Genomic DNA, 24,661 nt, shown 5'->3' with positions numbered 1-24,661 from the left:
TCGGCCCGGCCAGCGCGGCGTCTCCAAGCAATAGGGAAATACGATGAGTGAAACAATCGAAAAGCGGCTAAGCGATCTCGGCGTGACGATACCTGCCGCCGCAGCGCCCGCCGCGAACTATGTGCCCTATTGCAGGTCCGGCAATCTTTTGTTCACCGCCGGGCAGTTGCCGCTCAAGGACGGCAAGCTGCAGGCAAGCGGCCTGCTCGGCCGCGACGTCGATACCGCAACCGGCAAGGAAGGCGCAAAGTACTGCGCAATCAATGTCTTGGCCCAGGCAAAAGCAGCACTTGGCGATCTCGAAAAAATCCAGCGGCTGGTCAAGATCACCGTCTTTGTTGCATCAGTGCCGGATTTCGTCGAGCAGCATCTGGTCGCCAACGGCGCCTCCGATTTCCTGGTCGCAGCCCTTGGCGAGCGCGGCAAGCATGCCCGCTCCGCCGTCGGCACCGCCTGTCTGCCGCTTAATGCCGCAGTGGAAATCGAAGCCGTCTTCGAGGTCGCATGAGCAGGACCAAGACAATGACCGACCTTTCCTGGCTGACCGCCCGCCCGGTGGCGCATCGCGGCTTTCACGACATGAACAAGACGCGCTGGGAAAACACGCTGTCGGCCTTCGCTGCTGCCGCCGAGCGCGGCTATGCGATCGAATGCGACGTGCATTTGTCGTCCGACCGCGTCCCCGTCATCATTCATGACGGCGATCTCAGGCGGTTGACCGGCCAGGACGGCTTCGTCTGGCAGCGCACGGCAGCGGAACTGGCGGCGCTCAGGATCGGCGGCACCAAGGACCATGTGCCGACACTGCAAGAAGCGCTCGACTTGGTCGACGGCCGTGTGCCGATGGTTGTCGAACTGAAGGGTGTGCCCGGTTACGACGAGGGCTTGGTGGCAAGCGTCGGCAAGATGCTGGAGCGCTACAAGGGCAAGGCGGCGATCATGTCGTTCGACCACTGGCTGGTCCGCGATTTCCCCAGGGATGCGCCAGGAATTCCGGGCGGGCTCACTGCCTATGGCAAGGACAACCAGTTGATCGAGGCGCATTTCGCCATGCTGGCGCATGACCTCGCCTTCACCTCCTATGCCGCGGGCGATCTGCCGAACCCGTTCGTCAGCTTCGTGCGCGAAAGGCTTAAAATGCCTGTCATCACCTGGACTGTGCATGACCAGCCGGCGGTGGATCTCACTTTCAAATACGCCGACCAGATGACGTTCGAAGGGTTCGAACCCGATCTGGTCAATGTCGCCTGATGGAAGTGCCTGAAACGTGACTTGTAGCGGCCCCGACAGAGCTTAAATAAGCCCCATGGATCAGGGTGATGAAGGCGACGGGCAAACGGCGAATGCGGAGTTTTCCATCCGCGTCGCCGCCGGCATCAATGCCTTCACCTGCGACGAGTGGAACGGCTTTACCGGCACAACCCGCAGCGACACAGAAAATGGCTATAACCCTCTCGTTTCATATGCTTTTCTGAGCGCGCTTGAAGATTCCGGCTGCGCCGTGCGGCGTACCGGCTGGCAAGGTCATCATCTCAGACTGGAAAATGCCCAAGGCAGATTGCTGGGCGCCGTGCCCTGCTATCTCAAATCGCACAGCCAGGGCGAATATGTCTTCGACCACGGCTGGTCCGATGCGTTCGAACGCGCCGGCGGCAACTACTATCCGAAACTGCAATGCGCCGTGCCGTTCTCTCCGGTCACCGGCCCTCGCCTGCTGGTCAGCAAGGGCGAGGACAGCGCCATTGTGAAGGCCGGTCTCGCAGCGGGCCTGAAGGCGGTGACGGAAAAGCTCGGCGTGTCGTCCGCGCATGTCACCTTCGCCAGTGAAAGCGACGTTGCAACGCTGGAAGCAGCCGGCTTCCTGCACCGCACCGACCAGCAGTTCCACTTCTTCAACGAAGGCTTTTCGACCTATGACGATTTCCTCGCCACGCTGGCATCGCGCAAGCGCAAGGCGATGAAGAAGGAGCGGCGCGAGGCGCTCGCCAACGATATCTCGATCGACCGGCTCACCGGCAAGGACCTGTCCGAAAAGGCCTGGGACGATTTCTTCGCCTTCTACATGGATACCGGCAGCCGCAAATGGGGCCGGCCCTATCTCAACCGCAAGTTCTTCTCGCTGATCGGGGAGCGCATGTCCCAGGACATCCTGTTGGTCATGGCCAAGCGCAATGGCCGCTATGTCGCCGGCGCCATCAACTTCATCGGCTCCGATGCGCTCTACGGCCGCAATTGGGGCTGCATCGAGGACCACCCGTTCCTGCATTTCGAAGTCTGCTACCATCAGGCCATCGACTTCGCCATCGAGCGCAAGCTGAAGGTGATCGAGGCCGGCGCGCAGGGTGAGCACAAACTGGCGCGCGGCTATCGTCCCGTGACCATGCATTCGGCGCACTACATCGCACATCCCGGCCTGCGCAATGCTGTGGCCGATTATCTCCGGCGTGAGCGGCGCGAGGTCGAGCGGATGGGCGAAATTCTGGAAGAGCATACGCCGTTCCGCAAGGATCTTGAGGAATAGCGATCCGCGCCTGCCCTCGCCTGACCATCTTACCTGACCATCTTGCCGGTCCAGGACAGCTTCGCTACACCGGGAGCATACTCCCGGAGCGCCGCCATGACCGAGGCCTACGACCCCAGCAATATCTTCGCAAAGATCCTGCGCGGCGAAATCCCCTCGCACCGCATCTACGAGGATGATGCCGTGGTCGCCTTCATGGATGTGATGCCGCAAGGCCCCGGTCACACGCTGGTGGTGCCCAAAGCACCGTCGCGCAATCTGCTCGATGCCGATCCCGCGACGCTCGGCCGGCTGTTCACCACGGTCCAAACGGTCGCGCTGGCGGTCAAAAAGGCTTTCGGCGCTGACGGGGTCACCATCCTGCAGTTCAACGAACCGGCGTCCGGCCAGACCGTCTACCACCTACATGTCCATGTCATCCCGCGGTTCGAAGGCATCGCGCTCAAGCCGCATACGGGGCAGATGGAGAAGCCCGAAGTGCTGACGGAGAACGCGGCGAAGATCCGAGCAGCGCTGAACGGTTGAGGTGGCGCGCGCCTCAGGGCGATGCGCTCAGCCACAATCCACCACGTCGGTTAGGAAAATATCAAACCACGCCGTGATAACGTGCTCCGTACCGGGATGCGTTTGGGTTTTCAAAATCGTGGAACATTCGGTTGCGACATCAGAGCCGTTGGTAAAAGCAGCTGCCGGGCGGGCCTTTCTGCGCACCTTGGCGGACGCGTACCGGCGACACCGCCTGCTGCACGCGATGGCCATCGCTGCCCTGCTTTTGGCAGCCGCGGTCGGCCTGCGCACCGGAAACATGCCGGATTTCGGCGTGCTGGAAGACTATTCCCAATACCTTCTTTTCGCTTTCTGGATCGGTGGCTGCGCCTTCGCACTCGGCAGCTTTTTTCACCTTGCACTCATCAAGCGGGATCCTGAGCCGCTCGGCACTTTTCTGCGATCGATCGGCGGCGTCTTCGGCGACGCCGAGCGCAACGCCAACAGCCTGAATGGTCTGGCCGCGTGCATTGCGCTCATATCCGCTTTCGGTGTGTTGAAAGGCGCGGTCGCGATCCTTTCGCCATTCGCATGGGATCACGCATTGGCTCAGGCCGACCGGGTGCTGCATTTCGGCCGAGCGCCCCATGAATGGCTGTGGTTTATCGTCCAGTCGCCGCTCGCCGTAAGATCGTTCAACCTGGCTTACAATTCCTGGTTCGTCGTCCTTATCGCCTCGGTCTTCATCGCTTGCATCACGCGCACGGACACGAAGCTGCGTCACCAGTTCCTGATGAGCTTCATGCTCGTGTGGATACTGGCGGGTTTTTTCCTGGCGATGGGCCTGTCTTCGGCAGGGCCGTGCTTTTACGAGCGACTGGGGCTGGGCAGCGACTATCATTCCCTGATGCAAGCACTCGCCGCCGCCGATCGCATCTATCCGATCTGGGCGCTCAGCACGCAGGACATTGTGTGGAGCGGCTATATCGGGGCGACGCCAGGCAGTCTCGGCATATCCGCCTTCCCGTCCATGCATGTAGCGATGGCGGTGCTTTTCGCGCTTTATGCAACACGCCGCTCACGGTTGGCCGGCCTTTTGATGTGGGCATTCGCCGCAATCATCATGGTCGGCTCGGTCGTCCTTGGCTGGCATTATGCCGTGGATGGCTATGCGAGCGTTCTGATTTCGATCGCCATCTGGAAGGCGTGCGGGTACTTCCTGGGCAAGTTTGCACCCGAGGGCGTCGCCGCCTGACCTAACAACATCTGCCCTGAAAAGCAGGGGCGCTGTGTCGGCAAACCGGCCAGCCAATGAAAAAAGGGCCCGTCACCGGGCCCTTCATAGGCGAACCTTTCAGCTCTTGCGCGGCAGTTGCGGCACCAGGCTGCGCTTGCCGCCATCCTTGCCCTTGGGCTCAGGCTCGTCCTTGCCCTTGGGCTGAGGCTTCTGCGCCACCGCCTTCTTGGCGACGGGCTTCTTGGCCACCGCCTTGCGGGCTTTCGGCGTCTCTTCCGGCTCCTGCTTCGGCTGCACCGGGGCTTCGTCGGCCAGTGATTCGAGCTTCAGGCCGGTTTCGCCGGTTTCCTTCTTCTCGACGGTGACGCGCACCGTGCCGCCCTTCTTGAGCTTGCCGAACAGCACCTCGTCGGCCAACGGCTTCTTGATGTGCTCCTGGATGACCCGGCCGAGCGGCCGCGCACCCATGCGCTCATCATAGCCCTTGTCGGCCAGCCAGGCGATCGCGTCGGACGACAGGTCGAAGGTGACGCCCCGCTCGGAGAGCTGGGCCTCGAGCTGCATGACGAACTTCTGCACCACCTGGTGGATGACCGGGACCGGCAGAGAGCCGAACGGGATGATCGCATCGAGACGGTTGCGGAACTCCGGCGTGAACAACCGGTTGATGGCCTCGACATCGTCGCCTTCGCGCTTGGTCGATCCGAAACCGATCGCCGCGCGCTGCGCATCCGATGCGCCCGCATTGGTGGTCATGATCAGGATGACGTTGCGGAAGTCGATCTGCTTGCCGTTGTGGTCGGTCAGCTTGCCGTGGTCCATGACCTGCAACAGGATGTTGAACAGGTCCGGATGCGCCTTCTCGACTTCATCCAGCAAGAGCACGCAGTGCGGATGCTGGTCGACCCCGTCGGTAAGCAGACCGCCCTGGTCGAAGCCGACATAGCCGGGAGGCGCGCCGATCAACCGCGAGACGGTGTGGCGTTCCATATATTCCGACATGTCGAAGCGGATCAGCTCGACGCCGAGCGAGGCAGCCAACTGCTTGGCGACTTCGGTCTTGCCGACGCCGGTCGGGCCTGAGAACAGGTAGGAGCCGATCGGCTTTTCCGGTTCGCGCAGGCCGGCACGCGCCAGCTTGATCGCCGAGGTCAGCGCGGTGATGGCGGTGTCCTGGCCATAGACGACGCGCTTCAGCTCGATGTCGAGGCCTTGCAGCACCTTCTCGTCGTCTGCCGAAACCGTCTTCGGCGGGATGCGGGCCATCGTGGCGATCGTGGCTTCGATCTCCTTGATGCCGATCGTCTTCTTGCGCTTGGCTTCCGGCACCAGCATCTGCGAGGCGCCGGTCTCGTCGATCACGTCGATCGCCTTGTCCGGCAGCTTGCGGTCGTTGATGTAGCGGGCCGACAGTTCCACCGAAGCCTTGATCGCCTCGTTGGTGAACTTCACCTTGTGGAATTCCTCATAATAGGGCTTGAGGCCCTTCATGATCTCGATGGCGTCCTCGATGGTCGGCTCGTTGACGTCGATCTTCTGGAAGCGCCGCACCAGAGCGCGGTCCTTCTCGAAGAACTGGCGGAACTCCTTGTAAGTGGTCGAGCCGATGCAGCGGATGGCTCCCGAAGACAGCGCCGGCTTCAACAGGTTCGACGCATCCATCGCGCCGCCTGACGTGGCGCCGGCCCCGATCACGGTGTGGATCTCGTCGATGAACAGCACGGCGCCCGGATAATCCTCGAGCTCCTTGACGACCTGCTTCAGCCGCTCTTCGAAATCGCCGCGATAGCGCGTGCCGGCCAACAGCGTGCCCATGTCGAGCGCGAAGATGGTGGCGTCCTGCAGCACTTCGGGCACATCGCCCTCGACGATGCGCTTGGCCAGGCCTTCGGCAATCGCCGTCTTGCCGACGCCGGGATCGCCGACATAGAGCGGGTTGTTCTTGGAGCGGCGGCACAGCACCTGGATGGTGCGGTTGATTTCGCTCTCGCGGCCGATCAGCGGATCGATCTTGCCGGCCTTGGCCTTGTTGTTGAGGTTGACGCAATAAGCCGTCAGCGCATCCTGCTGCTGCTTCTTCTTGCCGCCTTCCTCCTGCGGCTCGGCGCCGTTCTGGCCGCCCTGCTCGTCATCGGCGCCGCGCGGCGAGCGCGTCTCCGATGCGCCGGGGCGCTTGGCGATGCCGTGCGAGATGTAGTTGACCGCGTCGTAGCGGGTCATCTGCTGTTCCTGCAGGAAATAAGCGGCATGGCTCTCGCGCTCGGCAAAGATGGCGACGAGCACGTTGGCGCCGGACACTTCCTCGCGGCCGGATGACTGCACATGGATCACGGCGCGCTGGATGACGCGCTGGAAGCCGGCGGTCGGCTTGGAATCCTCATCGTAACCGGTGACCAGATTGTCGAGTTCGGTGTCGATATAGGTCAGAACGGTGTGCTTCAGCTCGTCGAGATCGACGTTGCAGGCGCGCATAACGGCGGCCGCCTCAGTGTCGTCGATGAGGGCGAGCAGCAGATGTTCTAGGGTTGCATATTCATGGTGCCGCTCATTGGCGAGCGTCAGCGCCTGGTGAAGCGCCTTTTCCAGGCCTTGGGAGAAAGCCGGCATGTTACCTCACTTCTTCTCCATCACGCATTGCAGCGGATGCTGATTCTGTCGGGCGAAATCCATGACCTGAGACACTTTGGTCTCGGCCACCTCGAATGTATAGACCCCGCACTCTCCCACCCCATGATTGTGAACATGAAGCATGATGCGTGTGGCGGCTTCGCGGTCCTTTTGAAAAAAACGCTCCAGGACGTGAACCACGAACTCCATGGGCGTGTAGTCGTCGTTGAGGATGAGGACCCTGTAAAGGCTGGGCTTCTTGGTCTTGGTCTTCGTGCGCGTAATGACGGCTGTGCCGCGACCGGCCTCATTGCCGTCGCCGTCACTTTGCATCCGCACCACGCTTGTCGTGGCAGTCAAACCTGAAGTCACGTAGTCCTGCCTCTTTCGAATCCCCATGCGAGTTCGATATGTAGGTGTTCGATGGACGATTTTAAGCCCTTCTTGTTAGCTGACAATATGGCTAGGTGGGGAAACCGAGGCGATTTTCAAAATCGTGAACCGCCAAAGCCCCGGAATTGAACCGGCATGAAAAAACCCGGCCGCGCATCCGCGACCGGGTCTGTTTTGCAAGCCCGAAAGGCCGTGCCTGGTATTCTCGAGCGAAATTACTTCGCCTTGGCGACAATCGATTCGAAGGGCTTGTAAGCCTCCTTGGCGAGATCGGCATAGAGATCGCCGAACTTGGTCGCCTCGGCAACGAAGCTCTCATAGCTCTGCTTGGCGAAGTCGGACTGGATCTCGACCGCCTTTTCCAGCGACTTGGCGGAGAACAGCTTTTCGACCGCGGCGCTACCGGCTTCGAAGCTCTTCTTGGTGTATTCGCCAGCTTCGGTGGCGATCGCCTGCGCGCCCTTGGAGAGCGAGGTGAAGCTCTTCAATCCGGTATCGGCAAACTCCTTGCCGTATTTCGAGAAGTCCTCGTAGGTCTGGGTCATTTGACGTTTCCCTTGGCGTTTTGAAGCGCCCTTGCCTGAGCGCAATTGTGCAATGCACGAGAATATATTGTGCGCTGCACAAAAGTCAAGATTACAGCGGCATCAGGCCGCGCTGCGCCGGCAACAGCTAAAATTCGAATAAAGAAAGGCTCAAGCCCGAGGAAAATGGTGAACGCGCCGGTTACCATAAACGGATTGGTAACGCTGGCCGCGATAGTTTGACGACAAGTGAGGTCGGATCCCTTTGCCGCCTCCATGGCAATGAGTTTCAAAGGAACTATCAGTGCGTCAGGCGTTGTCGGTCTTCGGTTCAAAATCCGCATCTTCCCTCAAAACGATCATGATCCTCGCTTTGGCGATGTCATTTGTCGTTGCGGATGCCGCGTCCTCGATGGCCGCCAGGTCTTCGGCGATCGTCGTCGACGCCAAGACCGGCAAGGTGCTTTATTCGTCCGATGCCAACGGCCGGCGCTACCCGGCGTCGCTGACCAAGATGATGACGCTCTATCTGACCTTCGAGGCCATGGCGAAGGGCCGGATCAGCAGGAACACGCCCGTGCCGTTCTCGGCCAAAGCGGCGGCCGAACCGCCGACCAAGCTCGGCGTCAAGGCGGGCGGAGCGGTTTCGGTCGAAACCGCCATCCTGTCGATGGTGACCAAGTCGGCCAATGATTCGGCGACCGCGCTCGGCGAACTGCTCGGCGGCAGCGAAAGCAATTTCGCCCGCATGATGACCGCCAAGGCGCGCGCGCTCGGCATGGACGGCACCGTGTTTCGCAATGCCAACGGCCTGCCCGATCCCGGCCAGTTCACAACCGCCCACGACATGGCGATGCTCGGCATAGCGCTCAGGGAACATTATCCGCAGTATTACGGCTATTTCTCGCAGCGCTCCTTCCTTTACGGCCGCCAGCGCATCAATGGCCACAACCGTCTGCTCGGCCGCATCAAGGGCGTCGACGGCATCAAGACCGGCTATACCCGCGCCTCCGGCTTCAACCTCGTCTCGTCGGTTTCGGATGGCAACCGCCGCCTCGTCGCCGTCGTCATGGGCGGCACTTCGGGGCGCAGCCGCGACAACCAGATGGCCGGCCTGATCAACGCCTACATGCCGCGCGCATCGACCCGCGGCGGCGGCGCCCTGGTCGCCAAGGCCGGCGGCGACAATCCGGTCAAGGCGCTGGCCAAGGTCTTCCTGCCCAAGCATGACGCGCCGACGCCGGATGGCAAGCCGATCGTTGAAGACGATGCCGTAGCGTCCAATGACGATCCGACATCCGCTGACGAGCAGTCTGCTGAAGGCCAGTCTGCCGACGAACAGACGGTGGCCGCGGTCGAAGAGCCCGCCCCCGTCGTCAAGACCAGGAAGGTCAAGACCGTCATCGTGACGGCGCCGAAGGTCGAAACTGCGCAGATTGTGGCTGCCTATGCCGAACCCACGCCTGTATCCCCACAGGCGGTCGACCCGGTCAACACGGCCTCGGTGCCGGCTGGTTGGGCGGTGCAGGTGGCGTCGTCGCCCAAGCAGTCCGAAGCCCAGGCTTTCCTCGACAAGACCGCCAAGCAGGCGCCCAAAGTTCTTGGGGCTGCTTCCGGTTTCACCGTCGCCTTCGAAAAGGATGGCGAGACCTATTACCGCGCCCGGTTCGGCGGCTTCCGCTCGAAGGACGCGGCCTGGAATGCCTGCAATGCCCTGAAGAAAAAGAAAATCGCCTGCTACGCCGTCCAACAGTAGGGCGGCGTCGGAACCATCTCCCGGAAATTTACTGCGTCGAAGGAGACTAGTTGTGATTGGAGAGCAAGACGTCCTTGGCTTCGTTGATCCGCGCCGCCAGGAAAGACGTGCCGCCGATGTCGGGGTGCAGGCGCTGCATCAGGCGGCGGTGCGCCTTGCGGACATCCGCCGCGGCGGCCCCCGCTTCAAGACCAAGGATCTTGTAGGCCTCCTCCTTAGTCATGGCGCCCGCACCTGGCGCAACACCCAGCCCTTCGCCACCGTTCGCCTCAGCGTCTTTGCGCCAGACGGGAAAACGGCCGTCAAGATACGTCTCTAGGAGCTGGCGGCTCTCCGGGTCGCCGGGGAGTTCGCGGTAAAGCTGCTGCAGCTCGGCCAGGCCCATCGCGCCCAGCATCTTGCCTTCATGGCGGCCGGCCAGAACCAGGCCTTCAAGCCCGCCCGTATCGTGATCAAGCTCCATTTCCAGTGCGGCGGTCCGCACCGTCGAGCGCTTGCCGGGCGCCGGCCCGACCGACGGCCGCTTCATTCGCATCGAACCGTACCAGGCAAGGGCCGCGGCCAGGATGAGGCCGGCAATGCCTTCGCGCCCGACCACCAGAACGGCAAGCCCGACCAGCGCCAGAAGCACCGGCCCGAGCGTGCGCATGCCGCTTGCCAGTCTTTGCGCATCGGCGCGGACAAAGATCGTCGCCGCGCCGAGCAGCACCAGAAAAAGTGCAACAAGTGCAATGATAGCGCCCATCAATTCCCGCCGCCCCTGAGATGCTCGATCAGCAGCCGGTCTCCCGGCCTGTCCCTTGCCTCGAGCGCCTTCAATCCGCCGGTCGCATAGACGGCAACCGCCGAAAGCAGCCCGGCCAAGGTCGCGGCAGCCCGCCGATCAAATCGGAACCAAGCCCCTTTGGACAGCCGCGCAATCTCCTTGAACGCCTTTTCTGCGCCGGGATCATGGCCTTCCTGGAAGACGAAGACGGGAACGCCGTGCAGACCGAGGCTGCCGGCCTTCTGCGCCAGCTCGTCGATATCCTCTTCCATGGCGTCGCCGATATAGACCAGAGCGTTGACCTTGGCCGCCGCCGTTTCCTTTAGCGCATGCGCCAGCACCTTGCCGATCTGGGTGTGGCCGGCACGGCAGTCGATCCGCGTCATCAGCTGCTTCAGGGCATCAGTATCGGCGACAAAAGCCGACGAGCGGCACTCGCCCAACCCGCGAAAATAGGCCAGTTGGACGCTGAGAGTTCCGGCCTTGCCGACGGCGTCGAACATTTCGCCCTGCAGCTTGGTGGCGAGATCCCAGGTCGGCTGGCGGCTCATCGTGGCGTCGAGCGCAAGGATCAGCCGCCCGGAGCCGGTCGCGGACGCGGCAAGCGTCCGGGCCTGACGGATGAAGGCGTCGATCTCGCCGGCATTGGATTGAGGCTTGACCGGCGCAGGACTGGCCCTTGCGGGCACGCGCTGCTTCTTGTCGCTCATAAGAAGCAAGATGTGGCGTTGTCGGGCCCCTTGCAAGTCCAGCCTTGGACAAGATGAAGGGCCAGCGCTCGACGCTCTGGGAGAAGCGGCCGCGCCCTTGGCTCTACAGCAAGCCCAGATCGGCGAGCTCGCGCTTCAGTTTCGGCGGCATCTCGACCATTCCGGCCTTGCCCTTGCCGATATCGGCGGGCGCATCCGAAGGTCTGAGATAACGCCAGCCCTGGAAGGCGCGGCGCGGCTGCCAGTCGGTGCGCACCACGTCGAGGTCGAGCATCAGGCGGCAACGGCCGATGCCTTCATCGTCCGTGAAGGGCCTGATATCAGTGATCAGCTGGCGGCATTGCACGCTGCCCTTGATCACCCAATAAAGCGAACCGCCATCGGTGACCTCGGCGCCGCGCGTAGGCACCATGCGGGTGGTGTGCCAGTGCTCGGCGGGTTCGCCGGCGCGGCGGCGCTCATCGAGGCGGAAGGCGATCCATTCTTCGAGGTCCTCGACGCTGTCGCAACCGACGCACAGTTTTAGGAGATTGAGTGCCATCGCTTAAGGTTTAGTCCGGCGCGCGATTGCGTCAACGGCCCTGCCCGACTTCTCCACAGTGCCAGTGGCGTTGCACGGTCAGCATTCCACGACATTGACGGCGAGCCCACCAAGGCTGGTTTCCTTGTACTTCTCGTTCATGTCGAGGCCCGTCTGGCGCATTGTTTCGATCGCGGCGTCGAGCGGCACGAAATGGACGCCGTCGCCTTTGATCGCCAGAGAGGCGGCGGTGACCGCCTTGACGGCGCCGAGCGCGTTGCGCTCGATGCAAGGCACTTGGACCAGACCGCCGACCGGATCGCAAGTCATGCCGAGATGATGTTCGAGCGCGATTTCGGCGGCGTTCTCGACCTGCTCGGGCGTGCCGCCCATCACGGCGCAGAGACCCGCGGCAGCCATCGCCGAGGCCGAACCGACCTCGCCCTGGCAGCCGACCTCGGCGCCGGAGATTGAGGCATTGGTCTTGATGATGCCGCCGACGGCGGCCGCCGTGAGCAGGAAGTCGCGGATGCTCGGCTGGTCGGCCTCGGGGTGGAAATGCAGCCAGTAACGCAGCACAGCCGGCAATGTGCCGGCCGCGCCATTGGTCGGCGCGGTGACGACGCGTCCACCGGCGGCGTTCTCTTCGTTCACCGCCATGGCGTAGATCGACAGCCAGTCATTGGCCAGCAAAGGGTTGGGCTTGTTCTGCTGCCATTGCTCCTGCAGCTTGTCGTGCAGCATGCGGGCACGACGGCGCACTTTCAGCCCGCCCGGCATGATGCCGTCCTGCGACAGGCCGCGGTCGATGCAGCCCTTCATAGCGCCCCAGATCGCATCGAGGCCGCTGTCGAGCTCCTCGCGCGACATATGCGTCTCTTCATTGATGCGCTTCATGTCGGCGATAGACAGGCCGCTTTTGCCTGCCATCTTCAGCATCTCGACGGCATTCTTGAAGGGATAGGGCACCTTCTTGCCTTCTGTGGTCACCGAGCCCTTCACCTTTATCCGCTGCAGCTCTTCCTCGGACACCACGAAGCCGCCGCCGATGGAATAATAGATGCGCTTGAGCAGCAGCCGGTCGCCGGCATCGTAAGCGTAGAAGGCCATGCCGTTGGCGTGGCCGGTGAGCGACGTCTTGCGGTCGAGCACCAGATCCGTCGCCGGATCGAAGCGGTAGGAGGGATGGCCGCGGGGCGATATCCGCTTCTCGGCTGCGATGCGCGTGGCGATGCCCTCGACCTGATCGGGATCGACCGTCTGCGGTGTCAGGCCAGCAAGGCCGAGGACAACGGCGCGATCCGAGCCATGGCCGATACCGGTATAGGCGAGCGAGCCGTGCAGGCTGGCGCCAATGCGATCGACCTTGACGCCGGCCGGGCGCGGCCAGTCATCTCCGGCGATCTCGTCGAGAAACCGCCGCGCCGCCGTCATCGGTCCCATCGTGTGCGAACTCGACGGTCCGATGCCGATCTTGAACAGGTCGAAAACCGAAAGAAACACGCTGCGCCGTCTCCGGAAATGAGATCAAGGCCTACATATAGGACTTTCCATGATGTTTGTGCTGTTTTGCGGATTGCGGCGCTGCACCTGCCGACCTTGTTTGCTCCGGCAGCGACATCACCGGCTTAAAGCGCGTCGCGCTGAAAACGGATTCATGCGACGCGCTTTAAGTTCTTGTTTTAATGCATGTCGTTGTCCCAGAACCGAAGCTCACTTCTGGGCGACATGCTTTGGAGCATCGAACTGACCGCTTTGCCTGTGGTAAAAGGGGGCATGGGCGATTCCTTCCACCTGTCGACGGCCGATCTGGCGGCGCTGGCTTTCTTCCTGCTCGCCTGGTTGCTGCATACGCTGGCGTCCGACGGCAGACTGGTCAGCCGGGTGTCGTTGACGATGGCCATGAACGTGCAGCGCGAGGCCTGGATGCGCACCATGGCCGAGCGCGAAATCCGCATCGTCGACACCGCCATCATGAGCGGCCTGCAGCAAGGCACCGCCTTTTTCGCCTCCAGTTCGCTGATTGCGCTCGGTGGCTGTTTCGCGCTGCTTGGCGCCTCGGATCAGGTCCTTGCCGTGCTGAACGACCTGCCGTTGAACGCGACCTCATCGCGCTCCGCCTTCCAGATCAAGGTCTTTGGCCTGGTGCTGATCCTGGCCTTCGCCTTCTTCAAGTTCGGCTGGGCCTACCGTCTCTTCAACTACTGCACGATCCTGATCGGCGCGGTGCCGATCCCCTATGGCGAGGCGTCACGCAACCCGGTCAGCGAAACGGCGGTGTGGCGCGCGGCGCGCATGAACATGCTGGCCGGCAAGCACTTCAATTCAGGGCTGCGCGCGGTGTTCTTCTCGATCGGCTATCTCGGCTGGTTCGTCGACCCGATCGTGTTCGTGCTGTCGACGCTGCTGCTTCTGGCGGTGCTGGTGCGGCGCCAGTTCTTTTCAGCGGCGCGACAAGCGGTGATCGGTCAGCCGCCCGGGCCGGGGAAAAGCTGGTCGATCCGGCCCGATAGCCAATAGGCGGCGAGCCCGATCCATTCGCGGATCGCCATGGTCGTGGTCTGCAGCGAATCGGGTGCGTTGTCGCGAAACAGGCCAAAGCCTTCCTTGCCCGAGGTGCGATAGTCGACAGGCCACGGGACCGTCTGAAAGCCGGCCTTGTCGAACAGCGCCTTGGCGCGCGGCATGTGGAAGGCGGAGGTCACCAGCAGCCAGGTCTCGCCCGGTTTCGGCGTTACCAGTTCCTTGGTGAAGACCGCATTCTCATAGGTGTTGCGGGATTTGTTCTCGAGCATCAGGCGATCGGCGTCGACGCCAAGCGCACCGAGCAGGCGCGGCGCGGTGGCCGCATCGCCCTCGCCATTGATGAACAGTTCACCGGTGCCGCCGGAGATAACCACTTTCGCCTCGGGAAAGCGCCGGGCAATGATCGCCGCCTCGACCATGCGGTCGCCGCCCGAATTCAGCTCATAGCCGCCGCGCGCCAAGTTGATGGCGCCCTCGAAGCCGCCGCCGAGCACGACAATGCCGTCGACCTTCCGCGGCAGCGGCGGCTTTGGGAAGCGCTCTTCGAGCGGATTGAGCATCATGGCGCCAAGCGACGTCCAGGCCGACAGCGCCAGAATCAGGAAGGCGAACACACTGCCCGTCGCCGCCAATCGCCGGCGGCCGATCAGCGCCGCGAGCAAGCCGGCAAGCAGCAGGAAGATCGCCAGGTTGAGTGGTTGGACGAAGAACCAGAATATCTTGGAGAGATAGAAGAACATTGCCTGCCTATCTCCAGCTCAAATTGTGACGGCCGATGAAGTGCTCGACCGCATTCGCTACCGCTTCCGCTTCGAGGCGGCTTAACTCCCTGCCGAAAACAAGCACGCCGTTCGCGTTGGTTAAGCTGATGACTTCCGACAGTTCCACTTCGTCCGTGGGATAGGTGTGGTCGAGGATTTCGACCCTAAGATGCCCTTTCAAAGGCAGTGACCACCGATTTCGCAAAGAACCCCTCACCGAGCGCACGGCTGCGGTGTCGGTCAGCCGCAGGGTTTCCCTGCCGAACACCCGCCAGATGAAATCCTTGCCCAGTAAATAGGTGAAGAGGGCAATGACCGCCACGAAGGACAGCAGGCCGAGCGTGCCGCTGGTGAGCGTTGCGGACGACATATCCGTCAATCCCATGTAGCCGGTGTAGGCGACGATCGCGGCCCCGATCAGGACAAAGACTGTCCTGAAATCCGAGGTGCGTGGCGGGTTCGTGATCAGCAGTTCGTTTCCCGTCTCGACGATGGAAATGCGAGACGGAGGCGGCATGCTACCACCACTTCTCCGGCTGGAAGGTTCCCGCCGCCTGCTCGATGACGGCGGCTGTCTGGAACAGGGTTTCCTCGTCGAAGGGACGGCCAATCAGCTGCAGGCCGAGCGGCAGTCCCTTGGCATCGAGGCCGGCTGGCACGGCAATGCCCGGCAGTCCGGCCATGTTCACGGTCACCGTGAAAATGTCGTTGAGGTACATTTTCACCGGATCGGCGGCCATGTCCTCGTCGGCGATGCCGAAGGCGGCCGACGGCGTCGCCGGCGTCAGGATGACGTCGACGCCGTCGGCAAAAACCGTCTCGAAGTCGCGCTTGATCAAATTGCGCACCTTCTGCGCCTGCAGATAGTAGGCATCGTAATAGCCTGCCGACAGCACATAGGTGCCGATCATGATGCGACGCTTGACCTCCCGACCGAACCCGGCGGCTCGGGTCTTTTCGTACATGTCGACAATGTCCTGGCCCGGCACGCGCAGGCCGTAGCGGACGCCGTCATAGCGCGCCAGATTGGATGACGCTTCGGCGGGCGCAACGATATAATAAGCCGGCAAAGCGTATTTGGTGTGCGGCAGCGAGATGTCGACGATCTCGGCGCCGGCATCCCTGAGCCAGGCAATGCCCTTCTGCCACAGCGCCTCGATCTCTTCCGGCATGCCGTCGACGCGGTATTCCCGGGGAATGCCGACCTTCATGCCCCTGATCGGTTTGCCGATCGCCGCCTCGTAATCCGGCACCGGCCGGTCGACGGAAGTGGTGTCCTTGGGGTCGACCGAGGCCATGGACTTCAGCATGATCGCGGCATCGCGCACGTCCCGGGCGATCGGGCCGGCCTGATCGAGCGACGAAGCGAAGGCGACGATGCCCCAGCGCGAGCAGCGGCCATAGGTCGGCTTGATGCCGACGGTGCCGGTGAAGGCGGCTGGCTGGCGGATCGAGCCGCCGGTGTCGGTGGCGGTGGCGCCGGCGCACAGGAAAGCCGAGACGGCGGAAGCCGAGCCCCCCGACGAGCCCCCCGGCACCAGTTGGGCATTGTCCAGCGTGCGCGCGGTCTTGGTGCCGCCGGCCGAAACGAAACCGCCATCGCCCTGATGCGTGGTCGGCATCACCACCGTGTCGAGGCGCGAACGCCGCCACGGATTGACGACAGGGCCGTAATAGGAGGTCTCGTTGGACGAGCCCATGGCGAACTCGTCCATGTTAAGCTTGCCCAGCATGACGGCGCCGTCTGCCCACAGATTGGCGGTGACGGTCGATTCGTAGCGCGGCTTGAAGCCGTCCAGCACATGGCTGCAGGCCTGGGTGTGGATACCTTCGGTGCCGAACAGGTCCTTGATGCCGAGCGGGATGCCTTCCAGCGCACCGCCCTGGCCCTTGGCGAGCCTGGCGTCGGAAGCTTTGGCCATATCGCGCGCCTTGTCGCCGGTGACGACGATGTAGGCATTGAGCACCGGATTGGCGCGCTCGATGGCACCGAGATAGGCCTCGGTGATTTCGACGGCCGAAATCTCCTTGGCGCGCAGCTTGGCGCGCGCCTGCGAAATTGTCAGATGGGTCAATCCGCTCATCAAAGGCTCTTTTCGTAAAACACCGACCACTCGGAATCGGGATAATCCAGCACCGGCCCGCAGCGCGAGAAGCCGGCGCGTTCGTAGACGGTCCAGGCGGCGGGATGGCGGTCGCCGGTTTCAAGCACCAGGCGCTTCAGCCCTTCGCTGCGCGCCAGCGTTTCGACATGCTCGACGATCTTGGCGCCGATCTTCCTGCCGCGATGCGAGGGCCGCGTGTACATGCGCTTGACCTCACCGACGCGGGCGTCATGGCGCTTCAGCGCGCCGCAACCGATGGCTTGCCCGTCGTCGCGGGCGATGAACACGGTGGTGTCGTCGCCAGCCATCTGCTCGACCGTCAGATGGTAGCAATGCTCCGGCGGCGTCAGTTCGAGCAGCGTCGCGTTGAGCTCCTCGACCAAAGCGCGGACATCGTCCTGCAGCGGCGTTTCGACGGCGATCTCGATTGCCATCGGCCAGCTACTCCACGACCTTCGGCACGAGGAAGAAATTCTCGTCAGTGGCCGGCGCGTTGGCGACGATATCGGCAGCCTTGTTGCCGTCGGTGACGATGTCTTGGCGCTTCTTCATCTCCATCGGCGTCACCGATGTCATCGGTTCGACGCCGGAGACATCGACCTCGTTCAGCTGCTCGACAAAGCCCAGAATGGCGTTCAGCTCGCCGGTCATGCGCTCGGCATCCTCCTCGCTCACCGCAATGCGGGCGAGACGCGCGACGCGCTTCACAGTTTGCAGATCAACGGACATGTCTTTAGCCTTTGGGAAAACCAGATGGCGCTATAGCGGCGTGGCGCGTGCCGCGCAACATCGATCGTGCTTGGGGATAGAGCCCGTTCATGCCAGGGCGGCATTTCAGCCTAGGGCAGCGATACACCCTCGCACAGATAATAGCTGCCGCCATTGCCGGCCTGCTCGCCTTCGTCGGCGGTCGGGCGCACCGAGACGATGTCGATTTGGGTCGCGTTCATCTGCGTGATCGACAGTATATCGGGAAAGAGAAAGCCCGGCTCCTGGCAGATGGCAGTGACCGCCCAGCTCGGCGAGCGCGTCGCCTTGGTGACCTGGACGAACTCGCAATTATACTCGACGCTTTGCAGGCCGTCCGCCGACAAGATGACATTGCCGGTGTCAATCAGCGTCTGCAGCGTGTCCTTTTTGGCTTGCGCGCAAAGCTCCTGGGTCTGGAGGTAAACGCCCTTGATGAAGTCCTCGGCGGCGGATGCGGGCGACGCAGCGACCAGCATCGAAACGCAAAGAGTCTCTCTCAAACCCATGGTTTAATTCCCCTTTGCGACAAGGGATCGTTTCAACGATCGCTCTATAGTGTGATCGTTTGGCCGATGGCTGGCAAGGCTACGTCGACACCTGATCCTTCGAGGCCGGCCACGAACTTCTCCGCCGTCGCGTCGATGATCGGGAAGGTGCCGAAGTGGCATGGCACGACGGTGTCGAAGTGGAAGAAGCGCCGGCAGGCCAGGGCCGCCACCGCGCCGCCCATGGTGAAGCGGTCGCCGACCGGCACGAGGCCGATCTTCGGCTCATGCAATTCCTCGATCAGCGCCATATCGGAGAAGATGTCGGTGTCGCCCATATGGTAGAGCGTCTTGTCCTCCGGGAAATGCAGGACCAGCCCGTTGGGATTGCCGAGGTAGACGTTCTGGCCGCCATCGAGCCCAAACGACGAGGAATGCAGTGCCTGCACGAATGTGGTGGTGAAGGCACCGCAATCGACGGTGCCGCCATGATTGCCGGGATTGATCTTCTTGCCGTCGACGCCCTTGCCGACCAGGTACATGCAGATCTCGTAATTGGCGACCAGCTGGGCGCCGCTCTTCTTCAGCACCTCCACCGCGCCGCTGACATGATCACTGTGGCCGTGGGTCAGAAGCACATGGGTGACGCCTTCCGCCGGCCCCTCCCAGCCGCTCGTCCATGATGGGTTGCCGACGAGATAGGGGTCGATCAGGATGGTCGCGCCTGATGTCTCGACGCGGAAGGCGGAATGTCCGTACCAGGTCAATTTCATCGATCGTGTTCCTCGATTTTGGTTGCGCCGGAAGATAGAACGCCGGCAGCAAAATTAAAGTGACATAGTGTGCTCGCGGTTCAAAAGAACGTGTCGCGCTCTTTGTGACGGCAAGTCTGGGTCACGGTAAGTCTGGGTCACGGTTAGACTGGGTCACGGTAAAGCTGGTTGGGGAAAGCCGTTGGGCATCATAGCAATCGAGGATCTGCCGGCACGGCTGGAGGGCGGCAGGACGCTGGCCGGACTCGACCTCGGCGACAAGACGATCGGTGTCGCCGTTTCCGACCGCGGCCTGTCCTTTGCCCATCCGCGCCCTGTCATCCTGCGTAAAAAGTTTTCGCTGGATGCGGCAGCGCTGCTCGCCCAGCTGCAGAAGGATAATGTCGGCGCGTTTGTACTCGGCCTTCCTATCAACATGGACGGCTCGGAAGGTCCCCGCGCCCAGAAGTCGCGCGCCTTCGTGCGCAACATGGCAGGCATAACCGACCTGCCCTTCGTGCTGTGGGACGAGCGGCTGTCGACGGTGGCGGCGGAGCGGACGCTGATCGAGATGGATTTCTCGCGCCGAAAGCGCGCCGGCAAGATCGATTCGGCGGCTGCGGCCTTTATTCTGCAGGGAGTTCTGGACCGGCTCCAGTCGCTTGACCCACGCGATCGGACGGAACCGGATTCCCCGCCTGCCGCCTGACCCAGGCCGTGATGTTGCGGCGGCGGCGAAACGCCCACAATGCCATCAGCAGGAAGCCGTCAAAGACGCAGGCCCTTGCCACCATGCCCGGAATGATCGCCGGATCGATGCCCAGCATCTGCCCGTAGAGCTGGAACACGAAATCATGCAGCTGCCGGCTGAGCATGACGTAGCCGAAATTGATGTCGTTGAGCGACAGGAAGAACCAGCCCCAGAACAGAGCGAGTGGCGTTGCCCACAATGCGAACAGCGTGCGCATCAGTGACCGTCCCTGCGGCTGGAACCGCCTCTGGGACCGCTGGGACCAATGTCCGGACGGCCGGAAATGCGCGACAGCAAGGAGCCGTGCGCGGCACCCTTGGCCATGGCATGGGCGGTGGCGCGGCTCTCTGCCTCCCGCGAAACCATGACGGCGAAGACCGACCTCCGCTCTGCCAGCATGGCGACATAGGAGGCCAGAAGTGCCGCCAATTGCACGGCGACAACCAAAAACAGGCCGTTGATGCCTCGCGCTGCGCCGCCGATCAGGATCAGCGACAACACCGCGGATGCCGAAATGAAGGCGGTCCGCGCCACACTGTCGGCTCCGTCCGGGCTCGCTGCGGCGTTAACCAGGCTCTCGACGAAGACCCAGCAAAACAGCACCGCCACGACCAGCAAGGCGATGGCCAGCGGCGCCACGACGGCAGCATTGTCGAGATCGGCCAGACGAGTGTTTTCCACGACCACGCCGAGCACGCCCAGAGCGCCCGCAACGCCGCGGTTTCCATCGACACAGATGAACGCCAGCAGGGCGAAAACCAGCGCCCAGTGCAAGGCCAGAAAGGACGTCAAAATGTGCCGCATGGCATTCCTGCTTTGGTGACAAAGACAGTGGGGTCTGCGGCCTGCGGCTGCAACGGAAACCATTCGTTAAGGTTAACGGCTGTCCACAGGCAGGCAAATTCGTTCACGGCCTGGCGGAAGGCCCTCAATTCACCGGCGGATAGAGCGTGTCGATGATCATGCGCGCATCGTGGCGCGAATCGAGCATGCCATAGGTGTTGCGCCACTGGCCGGCGAGCCGCGTCTCGACGAAGGCGTCCGCAATCCGCCCTGCCCCCAGCCGGCGCAATTCCGCAGCTGCCGCCGACAGCGCCAGCTGTTCGGTCAGCAGGCGGGCCGACCCCTCATCGGTGCCGGCGACCTGCATGGCCGCCTTGAGCACGCCAATGGTTCCGCGTCCGCCGGCGCCGAGATCGCGGTCGATGCCGGCCAGCACCTCCTCGAACAGGCCGGGCGCGCGGCCGAGCACGCGCAGCACGTCGAGCGCCATGACATTGCCTGAGCCCTCCCAGATCGCATTGACCGGGGCTTCGCGGTAGTAGCGGGCGAGCGGCGCTTCCTCGACATAGCCATTGCCGCCGAGGCACTCCATCGCCTCATAGAGCAGTGGCGGCGCGATCTTGCAGACCCAGTATTTGACCACCGGGGTCATGGCGCGGGCAAAGGCAGCCTCGCCGCGGTCGCCGGCAGCCTCGTCGAAGGAGCGCGCCAGTCGGAACGAGAGTGCCGTGGCGGCGGCGACATCGAGCGCCATGTCCGCCAGCACGCGCTGCATCAGCGGCTGTTCGATCAGCGTCGAGCCGGCCACCTGGCGGTGACGGGCGTGATGCACGGCCTCAGCCAGCCCCGCCCGCATGATTGCCGACGAGGCGACGGCGCAGTCGAGCCGGGTCAGCGTGACCATGTCCATGATCGTCTTTATGCCGGCGCCGGGCTCGCCGACCATCTCGCCGATGGCGTTGACGAACTCTACCTCCGACGAGGCATTGGAGCGGTTGCCGAGCTTGTCCTTCAGCCGCTGAAAGCGGAAGCCGTTGCCGGAACCGTCGCCAAGGATGCGCGGGACGAGAAAACAGGAAAGCCCTTCCGGCGCCTGTCCAAGCACGAGAAAAGCGTCTGACATCGGCGCCGACATGAACCATTTGTGGCCGGTGAGGCGATAAAAGCCGCTGCCCGCGCGTTCGGCCCGTGTGGTGTTGGCGCGCACGTCGGTGCCGCCCTGCTTTTCGGTCATGCCCATGCCGAGCGTCAGCCCTGTCTTGTCGACCGGCGGCTTCTGACTCTGGTCGTATTTGCGCGTCGTCACGCGCGGCGCCCATTCGCGAAACAGCTTTGGGCTGGCCATCAGGGCGGCCAGCGAAGCGCTGGTCATGGTGATGGGGCAGAGATGCCCGGTCTCGAGTTCGGCGGTCAGGTAGAAACGCGCGGCGCGCACCTGATGGCGACGGCCGATCTCGCTATCGCCGTTTTCCCAGATCGAGGAATGCAGGCCGCCGGCAACCGAGCGGCGCATCAGCGCATGATAGGCCGGATGGAATTCGACGAGGTCGATGCGCCGGCCCTGACGGTCATGCGTGCGGAGCTTCGGCGTCTCGACGTTGGCGAGGCGCGCCAGCTCCTGCGCCTCCTGCGTCAGGACGAACCGGCCAAGCCCGTCGAGGTCCTTGCGCACCGGATCGGAAAAACGCTCGGCAAGCTGGATCAGCAACGGATCGCCCCGCCAGGCGTTGCCGCCCGTCAGCGGCGGCGGCTGGTTGGTCACGTCGTCGGTCACGCCCAATCCTTCTGAAAGTAGAAGGGCCTTCTAACGCTAGAAAGGCCTCATCATCACAAGGCTTCGAATCCGAAGCAATCGGCTAGATATAGCCCAAGGCAGGCGGCGCGCGCGACGAAAATACCGGGGAGAAAGGCCGCAATCCCAAGCTTGCGCTTGCGGCAAGGAATTCTCCCCCCTATAGCAGCGCCTTGAGATGACCGACGCTTCGTCCCTGCCGCTTTATCCTCACCGCCATCTTCTGGGCATCCGCGATCTTTCCCCCGGTGACATCGAGCTTCTGCTCGACCGGGCCGATCGCGCCGTCGCCATTTCGCGGCAGTCCGAAAAGAAGACCTCGACGCTGCGCGGCCGCACCCAGATCAACCTCTTCTACGAAGCCTCGACGCGCACGCAGTCGTCGTTCGAACTGGCCGGGAAACGGCTCGGCGCCGACGTCATGAACATGTCGGTGGCGAGCTCTTCGGTGAAGAAGGGCGAGACGCTGATCGACACGGCCATGACTCTGAACGCCATGCGCCCCGACATCCTGATCATCCGCCACCAATCTGCGGGCGCCGCCGCCCTTTTGGCGCAGAAGGTCGGCTGCTCGGTGGTCAATGCCGGCGACGGCGCGCATGAGCACCCAACGCAGGCGCTGCTCGACGCGCTGACCATCCGGCGCGCCAAGGGGCCGCTGTCGAAGCTCATCGTGGCGATCTGCGGCGACATCCTGCATTCGCGCGTCGCGCGTTCCAACATCATGCTGTTGAACGCGCTTGGCGCGCAGGTGCGGGTCGTGGCGCCTTCGACGCTGCTGCCGTCCGGCATCGAGAAAATGGGCGTCATCGTCTCGCGCTCGATGGCCGAGGGCCTCAAGGGCGCCGACGTGGTGATGATGCTGCGCTTGCAGCGTGAGCGGATGGAAGGCGCCTTCGTGCCTTCGGTGCGCGAATATTTCCGCTATTTCGGCCTCGATGCCGAAAAGCTGAAGGCCGCCAAGGACGGCGCGCTGGTGATGCATCCAGGTCCGATGAACCGCGGCGTCGAGATTGCCTCCGAGATCGCCGACGGGCCGCAAAGCGTCATCCAGGAACAGGTCGAGATGGGGGTGGCCGTGCGCATGGCGGTCATGGAAGCGCTGCTCGATCCCCGCAGCAATGCAGAGGGCCGCGGCCCATGAGCACGACGGTCTTTGAGCGCGCCCGCATCGTCGACCCGTCACGCGGCATCGACGAGGTCGGCACCGTCATCGTCGAAGGGAAAAAGATCGTTGCCGCCGGCAAGGCTGCCCTGAACCAGGGCCTGCCGGCGGGAGCCACCGTGGTCGACTGCGCCGGCAAGGCTATCATTCCCGGCCTGATCGACGCGCGCGTCTTCATCGGCGAACCGGGCGGCGAACATCGCGAGACCATCGCTTCGGCCAGCGTTGCGGCGGCGGCCGGCGGCGTCACCTCCGTCGTTATGATGCCCGACACCGACCCGGTGATCGACAATGTCGCGCTGGTCGAATTCGTGCTGCGCACCGCCCGGGACACGGCAAGCGTCAACATCTTTCCGGCGGCGGCGATCACCAAAGGCCTCGCCGGTCGCGAGATGACCGAATTCGGCCTGTTGCGCGAGGCCGGTGCGGTCGCCTTCACCGATGGGCGGCACACAATATCCAGCGCACTGGTGATGCGCCGGGCTCTCACCTATGCCCGCGATTTCGGTGGCGTCATCGCACATGAGACACAGGATGGCGACCTCGCTTCGGCAGGCGTGATGAATGAAGGCCTGTATGCTAGCTGGCTCGGCCTTGCCGGCATTCCGCGCGAGGCCGAGTCCATCCCGCTGGAGCGCGACCTGGCGCTGGCGCGGCTGACGCGCGGCGCCTATCACGCGGCCAAGATCTCGACGGCGACGGCAGCGCAAGCGGTGACGCGCGCGAAAGCCGACCAGGCCAATGTCACGGCGGGCGTGGCGATCCACAATCTGTCGCTGAACGAAAACGATGTCGGGGAATACCGCACCTTCTTCCGGCTGACGCCGCCTTTGCGCGCCGAGGAAGACCGGCTGGCCATGATCGAGGCGGTCAAGGACGGCACGATCGACATCATCGTCTCCTCGCACGACCCGCAGGATGTCGACACCAAGCGCCTGCCCTTCGCCGATGCAGCTGCCGGCGCGATCGGGTTGGAGACGCTGCTTGGAGCAGCGCTTCGGCTTTACCACAATGGCGACGTGCCGCTGCTTCGGCTGGTCGAAACACTGTCCACCGCACCAGCAAGGCTGTTCGGCCTGCCGGGCGGCACGCTGAAGCCGGGAGCGCCGGCCGATCTTGCGCTGATCGACCTCGGAGAACCCTGGATCGTCAGTGAAAGCGGCATCCGTTCGCGCTCGAAAAACACCTGCTTCGAAGGTGCGCGGCTGCAAGGCATGGTCTTGCAAACGCTGGTGGCGGGCCGCACAGTGTTTTCCACCTAGAGCGATCGC

At 63.1% G+C, this 24,661-nt stretch carries 28 protein-coding genes; 10 read left to right on the top strand and 18 right to left on the bottom strand.

What is annotated here, in order from left to right:
- Nucleotides 1-43 precede the first annotated feature (43 nt).
- The 5 genes from ACYG9Z_RS27515 (at nucleotide 44) to ACYG9Z_RS27495 (ending at nucleotide 4,262) form a co-directional block, all read left to right on the top strand.
- The gene (locus ACYG9Z_RS27515) at nucleotides 44-508 is read left to right on the top strand and encodes a RidA family protein (protein ID WP_023684686.1); all 465 of its coding nucleotides are present in this window, start codon (nucleotides 44-46) and stop codon (nucleotides 506-508) included.
- A 14-nt stretch (nucleotides 509-522) separates the two neighbouring features.
- Nucleotides 523-1,251: a glycerophosphodiester phosphodiesterase gene (locus ACYG9Z_RS27510; RefSeq protein ID WP_023684685.1), complete on the top strand. Its 729-nt coding sequence runs from the start codon at nucleotides 523-525 to the stop codon at nucleotides 1,249-1,251.
- Between the two features lie 55 nt (nucleotides 1,252-1,306).
- Nucleotides 1,307-2,521: a GNAT family N-acetyltransferase gene (locus ACYG9Z_RS27505; protein WP_023684684.1), complete on the top strand. Its 1,215-nt coding sequence runs from the start codon at nucleotides 1,307-1,309 to the stop codon at nucleotides 2,519-2,521.
- A gap of 96 nt (nucleotides 2,522-2,617) precedes the next feature.
- Entirely contained in the window at nucleotides 2,618-3,046 is a 429-nt protein-coding gene (locus tag ACYG9Z_RS27500; RefSeq protein ID WP_023684683.1) for an HIT family protein, read from the top strand.
- Nucleotides 3,047-3,164: 118 nt separating this feature from the next.
- Entirely contained in the window at nucleotides 3,165-4,262 is a 1,098-nt protein-coding gene (locus ACYG9Z_RS27495) for a phosphatase PAP2 family protein (protein WP_352811741.1), read from the top strand.
- 99 nt (nucleotides 4,263-4,361) lie between these two features.
- Here the strand turns inward: ACYG9Z_RS27495 and clpA are convergent, their stop codons facing one another.
- The 4 genes from clpA to ACYG9Z_RS27475 form a co-directional block, all read right to left on the bottom strand.
- Nucleotides 4,362-6,851, bottom strand: a complete 2,490-nt coding sequence (gene clpA / locus ACYG9Z_RS27490; protein WP_023684681.1) for an ATP-dependent Clp protease ATP-binding subunit ClpA — start codon at nucleotides 6,849-6,851, stop codon at nucleotides 4,362-4,364.
- Nucleotides 6,852-6,857: 6 nt separating this feature from the next.
- Nucleotides 6,858-7,184 carry an ATP-dependent Clp protease adapter ClpS gene (gene clpS, locus ACYG9Z_RS27485; RefSeq protein ID WP_023671012.1) on the bottom strand — a complete coding sequence of 109 codons (327 nt, stop codon included), beginning with the start codon at nucleotides 7,182-7,184 and terminating at the stop codon, nucleotides 6,858-6,860.
- Between the two features lie 275 nt (nucleotides 7,185-7,459).
- Entirely contained in the window at nucleotides 7,460-7,789 is a 330-nt protein-coding gene (locus ACYG9Z_RS27480) for a phasin family protein (protein ID WP_023671011.1), read from the bottom strand.
- Nucleotides 7,786-8,061 (bottom strand): hypothetical protein, encoded by a 276-nt coding sequence (locus tag ACYG9Z_RS27475; protein ID WP_156931558.1) that lies wholly within the window; start codon nucleotides 8,059-8,061, stop codon nucleotides 7,786-7,788. Before ACYG9Z_RS27475 ends, ACYG9Z_RS27480 begins: the two co-directional genes overlap by 4 nt.
- 68 nt (nucleotides 8,062-8,129) lie before the next feature.
- Between ACYG9Z_RS27475 and ACYG9Z_RS27470 the strand changes: the two genes are divergently transcribed.
- On the top strand, nucleotides 8,130-9,524 hold the full coding sequence (locus ACYG9Z_RS27470) for a D-alanyl-D-alanine carboxypeptidase (RefSeq protein ID WP_023748392.1): 1,395 nt from the start codon (nucleotides 8,130-8,132) through the stop codon (nucleotides 9,522-9,524).
- Nucleotides 9,525-9,570: 46 nt separating this feature from the next.
- Here the strand turns inward: ACYG9Z_RS27470 and ACYG9Z_RS27465 are convergent, their stop codons facing one another.
- The 4 genes from ACYG9Z_RS27465 to ACYG9Z_RS27450 form a co-directional block, all read right to left on the bottom strand.
- Nucleotides 9,571-10,269 (bottom strand): DnaJ domain-containing protein, encoded by a 699-nt coding sequence (locus tag ACYG9Z_RS27465; protein ID WP_023752225.1) that lies wholly within the window; start codon nucleotides 10,267-10,269, stop codon nucleotides 9,571-9,573.
- Complete coding sequence (locus ACYG9Z_RS27460; protein ID WP_023752224.1) at nucleotides 10,269-11,000, bottom strand: hypothetical protein; 732 nt, start codon at nucleotides 10,998-11,000, stop codon at nucleotides 10,269-10,271. The genes ACYG9Z_RS27465 and ACYG9Z_RS27460 overlap by 1 nt, the downstream gene beginning before the upstream one ends.
- Nucleotides 11,001-11,103: 103 nt before the next feature.
- Nucleotides 11,104-11,541: a DUF1489 family protein gene (locus ACYG9Z_RS27455; RefSeq protein WP_023752223.1), complete on the bottom strand. Its 438-nt coding sequence runs from the start codon at nucleotides 11,539-11,541 to the stop codon at nucleotides 11,104-11,106.
- A 78-nt stretch (nucleotides 11,542-11,619) separates the two neighbouring features.
- A complete protein-coding gene (locus ACYG9Z_RS27450; RefSeq protein WP_023724370.1) occupies nucleotides 11,620-13,023 on the bottom strand; it encodes an L-serine ammonia-lyase in 1,404 nt (467 codons plus the stop codon).
- Between the two features lie 273 nt (nucleotides 13,024-13,296).
- On the opposite strand from ACYG9Z_RS27450, the gene ACYG9Z_RS27445 reads away from it, so the two are divergent.
- Nucleotides 13,297-14,040 carry a DUF599 domain-containing protein gene (locus ACYG9Z_RS27445; protein ID WP_023671004.1) on the top strand — a complete coding sequence of 248 codons (744 nt, stop codon included), beginning with the start codon at nucleotides 13,297-13,299 and terminating at the stop codon, nucleotides 14,038-14,040.
- Here ACYG9Z_RS27445 and ACYG9Z_RS27440 read toward each other — a convergent pair.
- The 7 genes from ACYG9Z_RS27440 to ACYG9Z_RS27410 form a co-directional block, all read right to left on the bottom strand.
- The gene (locus tag ACYG9Z_RS27440; RefSeq protein ID WP_023752222.1) at nucleotides 13,989-14,786 is read right to left on the bottom strand and encodes a YdcF family protein; all 798 of its coding nucleotides are present in this window, start codon (nucleotides 14,784-14,786) and stop codon (nucleotides 13,989-13,991) included. The two genes, ACYG9Z_RS27445 and ACYG9Z_RS27440, sit on opposite strands and share 52 nt — an antisense overlap.
- A 7-nt stretch (nucleotides 14,787-14,793) precedes the next feature.
- Complete coding sequence (locus ACYG9Z_RS27435) at nucleotides 14,794-15,324, bottom strand: hypothetical protein (protein ID WP_023752221.1); 531 nt, start codon at nucleotides 15,322-15,324, stop codon at nucleotides 14,794-14,796.
- A 1-nt stretch (nucleotide 15,325) separates the two neighbouring features.
- Nucleotides 15,326-16,891, bottom strand: a complete 1,566-nt coding sequence (locus ACYG9Z_RS27430) for an amidase (protein WP_023752220.1) — start codon at nucleotides 16,889-16,891, stop codon at nucleotides 15,326-15,328.
- Nucleotides 16,891-17,346: a GNAT family N-acetyltransferase gene (locus ACYG9Z_RS27425; RefSeq protein ID WP_023726661.1), complete on the bottom strand. Its 456-nt coding sequence runs from the start codon at nucleotides 17,344-17,346 to the stop codon at nucleotides 16,891-16,893. The genes ACYG9Z_RS27430 and ACYG9Z_RS27425 overlap by 1 nt, the downstream gene beginning before the upstream one ends.
- 7 nt (nucleotides 17,347-17,353) lie before the next feature.
- Nucleotides 17,354-17,641: an Asp-tRNA(Asn)/Glu-tRNA(Gln) amidotransferase subunit GatC gene (gene gatC, locus ACYG9Z_RS27420; protein ID WP_023670999.1), complete on the bottom strand. Its 288-nt coding sequence runs from the start codon at nucleotides 17,639-17,641 to the stop codon at nucleotides 17,354-17,356.
- 110 nt (nucleotides 17,642-17,751) lie between these two features.
- Nucleotides 17,752-18,168, bottom strand: coding sequence for a hypothetical protein (locus tag ACYG9Z_RS27415; protein ID WP_023670998.1), 417 nt, complete (start codon nucleotides 18,166-18,168; stop codon nucleotides 17,752-17,754).
- A gap of 44 nt (nucleotides 18,169-18,212) precedes the next feature.
- A complete protein-coding gene (locus tag ACYG9Z_RS27410; RefSeq protein WP_023684673.1) occupies nucleotides 18,213-18,920 on the bottom strand; it encodes a metal-dependent hydrolase in 708 nt (235 codons plus the stop codon).
- A gap of 181 nt (nucleotides 18,921-19,101) precedes the next feature.
- Here ACYG9Z_RS27410 and ruvX point away from each other — a divergent pair, with 181 nt between their 5' ends.
- Entirely contained in the window at nucleotides 19,102-19,608 is a 507-nt protein-coding gene (ruvX, locus tag ACYG9Z_RS27405; protein ID WP_023724364.1) for a Holliday junction resolvase RuvX, read from the top strand.
- Here ruvX and ACYG9Z_RS27400 read toward each other — a convergent pair.
- The 3 genes from ACYG9Z_RS27400 to ACYG9Z_RS27390 form a co-directional block, all read right to left on the bottom strand.
- Entirely contained in the window at nucleotides 19,526-19,867 is a 342-nt protein-coding gene (locus ACYG9Z_RS27400) for a DUF6105 family protein (protein ID WP_023752219.1), read from the bottom strand. The two genes, ruvX and ACYG9Z_RS27400, sit on opposite strands and share 83 nt — an antisense overlap.
- Nucleotides 19,867-20,454, bottom strand: a complete 588-nt coding sequence (locus ACYG9Z_RS27395; protein ID WP_023688597.1) for a hypothetical protein — start codon at nucleotides 20,452-20,454, stop codon at nucleotides 19,867-19,869. Before ACYG9Z_RS27395 ends, ACYG9Z_RS27400 begins: the two co-directional genes overlap by 1 nt.
- Nucleotides 20,455-20,578: 124 nt before the next feature.
- On the bottom strand, nucleotides 20,579-22,207 hold the full coding sequence (locus ACYG9Z_RS27390) for a DNA alkylation response protein (protein ID WP_023700749.1): 1,629 nt from the start codon (nucleotides 22,205-22,207) through the stop codon (nucleotides 20,579-20,581).
- 196 nt (nucleotides 22,208-22,403) lie between these two features.
- Between ACYG9Z_RS27390 and ACYG9Z_RS27385 the strand changes: the two genes are divergently transcribed.
- Both ACYG9Z_RS27385 and ACYG9Z_RS27380 read left to right on the top strand, forming a co-directional pair.
- Entirely contained in the window at nucleotides 22,404-23,369 is a 966-nt protein-coding gene (locus tag ACYG9Z_RS27385; protein ID WP_023752218.1) for an aspartate carbamoyltransferase catalytic subunit, read from the top strand.
- Nucleotides 23,366-24,652, top strand: a complete 1,287-nt coding sequence (locus ACYG9Z_RS27380) for a dihydroorotase (RefSeq protein WP_023752217.1) — start codon at nucleotides 23,366-23,368, stop codon at nucleotides 24,650-24,652. Before ACYG9Z_RS27385 ends, ACYG9Z_RS27380 begins: the two co-directional genes overlap by 4 nt.
- Nucleotides 24,653-24,661 lie beyond the last annotated feature (9 nt).

Source organism: Mesorhizobium sp. RSR380A (assembly GCF_054719385.1).
The sequence above is the reverse complement of the archived record's forward strand: the minus strand, read 5'-3'. Positions and strand labels throughout refer to the sequence as shown.

What these genes read in the sequence shown, in the direction of transcription:
- ACYG9Z_RS27515 (WP_023684686.1), top strand. Translation starts at nt 44, where the DNA reads ATGAGTGAAACAATCGAAAAGCGGCTAAGCGATCTCGGCGTGACGATA.
- ACYG9Z_RS27510 (WP_023684685.1), top strand. Translation starts at nt 523, where the DNA reads ATGACCGACCTTTCCTGGCTGACCGCCCGCCCGGTGGCGCATCGCGGC.
- ACYG9Z_RS27505 (WP_023684684.1), top strand. Translation starts at nt 1,307, where the DNA reads ATGGATCAGGGTGATGAAGGCGACGGGCAAACGGCGAATGCGGAGTTT.
- ACYG9Z_RS27500 (WP_023684683.1), top strand. Translation starts at nt 2,618, where the DNA reads ATGACCGAGGCCTACGACCCCAGCAATATCTTCGCAAAGATCCTGCGC.
- clpA (WP_023684681.1), bottom strand. Translation starts at nt 6,851, where the DNA reads ATGCCGGCTTTCTCCCAAGGCCTGGAAAAGGCGCTTCACCAGGCGCTG.
- clpS (WP_023671012.1), bottom strand. Translation starts at nt 7,184, where the DNA reads ATGCAAAGTGACGGCGACGGCAATGAGGCCGGTCGCGGCACAGCCGTC.
- ACYG9Z_RS27480 (WP_023671011.1), bottom strand. Translation starts at nt 7,789, where the DNA reads ATGACCCAGACCTACGAGGACTTCTCGAAATACGGCAAGGAGTTTGCC.
- ACYG9Z_RS27470 (WP_023748392.1), top strand. Translation starts at nt 8,130, where the DNA reads ATGATCCTCGCTTTGGCGATGTCATTTGTCGTTGCGGATGCCGCGTCC.
- ACYG9Z_RS27465 (WP_023752225.1), bottom strand. Translation starts at nt 10,269, where the DNA reads ATGGGCGCTATCATTGCACTTGTTGCACTTTTTCTGGTGCTGCTCGGC.
- ACYG9Z_RS27460 (WP_023752224.1), bottom strand. Translation starts at nt 11,000, where the DNA reads ATGAGCGACAAGAAGCAGCGCGTGCCCGCAAGGGCCAGTCCTGCGCCG.
- ACYG9Z_RS27455 (WP_023752223.1), bottom strand. Translation starts at nt 11,541, where the DNA reads ATGGCACTCAATCTCCTAAAACTGTGCGTCGGTTGCGACAGCGTCGAG.
- ACYG9Z_RS27445 (WP_023671004.1), top strand. Translation starts at nt 13,297, where the DNA reads ATGGGCGATTCCTTCCACCTGTCGACGGCCGATCTGGCGGCGCTGGCT.
- ACYG9Z_RS27440 (WP_023752222.1), bottom strand. Translation starts at nt 14,786, where the DNA reads ATGTTCTTCTATCTCTCCAAGATATTCTGGTTCTTCGTCCAACCACTC.
- ACYG9Z_RS27435 (WP_023752221.1), bottom strand. Translation starts at nt 15,324, where the DNA reads ATGCCGCCTCCGTCTCGCATTTCCATCGTCGAGACGGGAAACGAACTG.
- ACYG9Z_RS27430 (WP_023752220.1), bottom strand. Translation starts at nt 16,891, where the DNA reads ATGAGCGGATTGACCCATCTGACAATTTCGCAGGCGCGCGCCAAGCTG.
- ACYG9Z_RS27425 (WP_023726661.1), bottom strand. Translation starts at nt 17,346, where the DNA reads ATGGCAATCGAGATCGCCGTCGAAACGCCGCTGCAGGACGATGTCCGC.
- gatC (WP_023670999.1), bottom strand. Translation starts at nt 17,641, where the DNA reads ATGTCCGTTGATCTGCAAACTGTGAAGCGCGTCGCGCGTCTCGCCCGC.
- ACYG9Z_RS27415 (WP_023670998.1), bottom strand. Translation starts at nt 18,168, where the DNA reads ATGGGTTTGAGAGAGACTCTTTGCGTTTCGATGCTGGTCGCTGCGTCG.
- ACYG9Z_RS27410 (WP_023684673.1), bottom strand. Translation starts at nt 18,920, where the DNA reads ATGAAATTGACCTGGTACGGACATTCCGCCTTCCGCGTCGAGACATCA.
- ACYG9Z_RS27400 (WP_023752219.1), bottom strand. Translation starts at nt 19,867, where the DNA reads ATGCGCACGCTGTTCGCATTGTGGGCAACGCCACTCGCTCTGTTCTGG.
- ACYG9Z_RS27395 (WP_023688597.1), bottom strand. Translation starts at nt 20,454, where the DNA reads ATGCGGCACATTTTGACGTCCTTTCTGGCCTTGCACTGGGCGCTGGTT.
- ACYG9Z_RS27385 (WP_023752218.1), top strand. Translation starts at nt 22,404, where the DNA reads ATGACCGACGCTTCGTCCCTGCCGCTTTATCCTCACCGCCATCTTCTG.
- ACYG9Z_RS27380 (WP_023752217.1), top strand. Translation starts at nt 23,366, where the DNA reads ATGAGCACGACGGTCTTTGAGCGCGCCCGCATCGTCGACCCGTCACGC.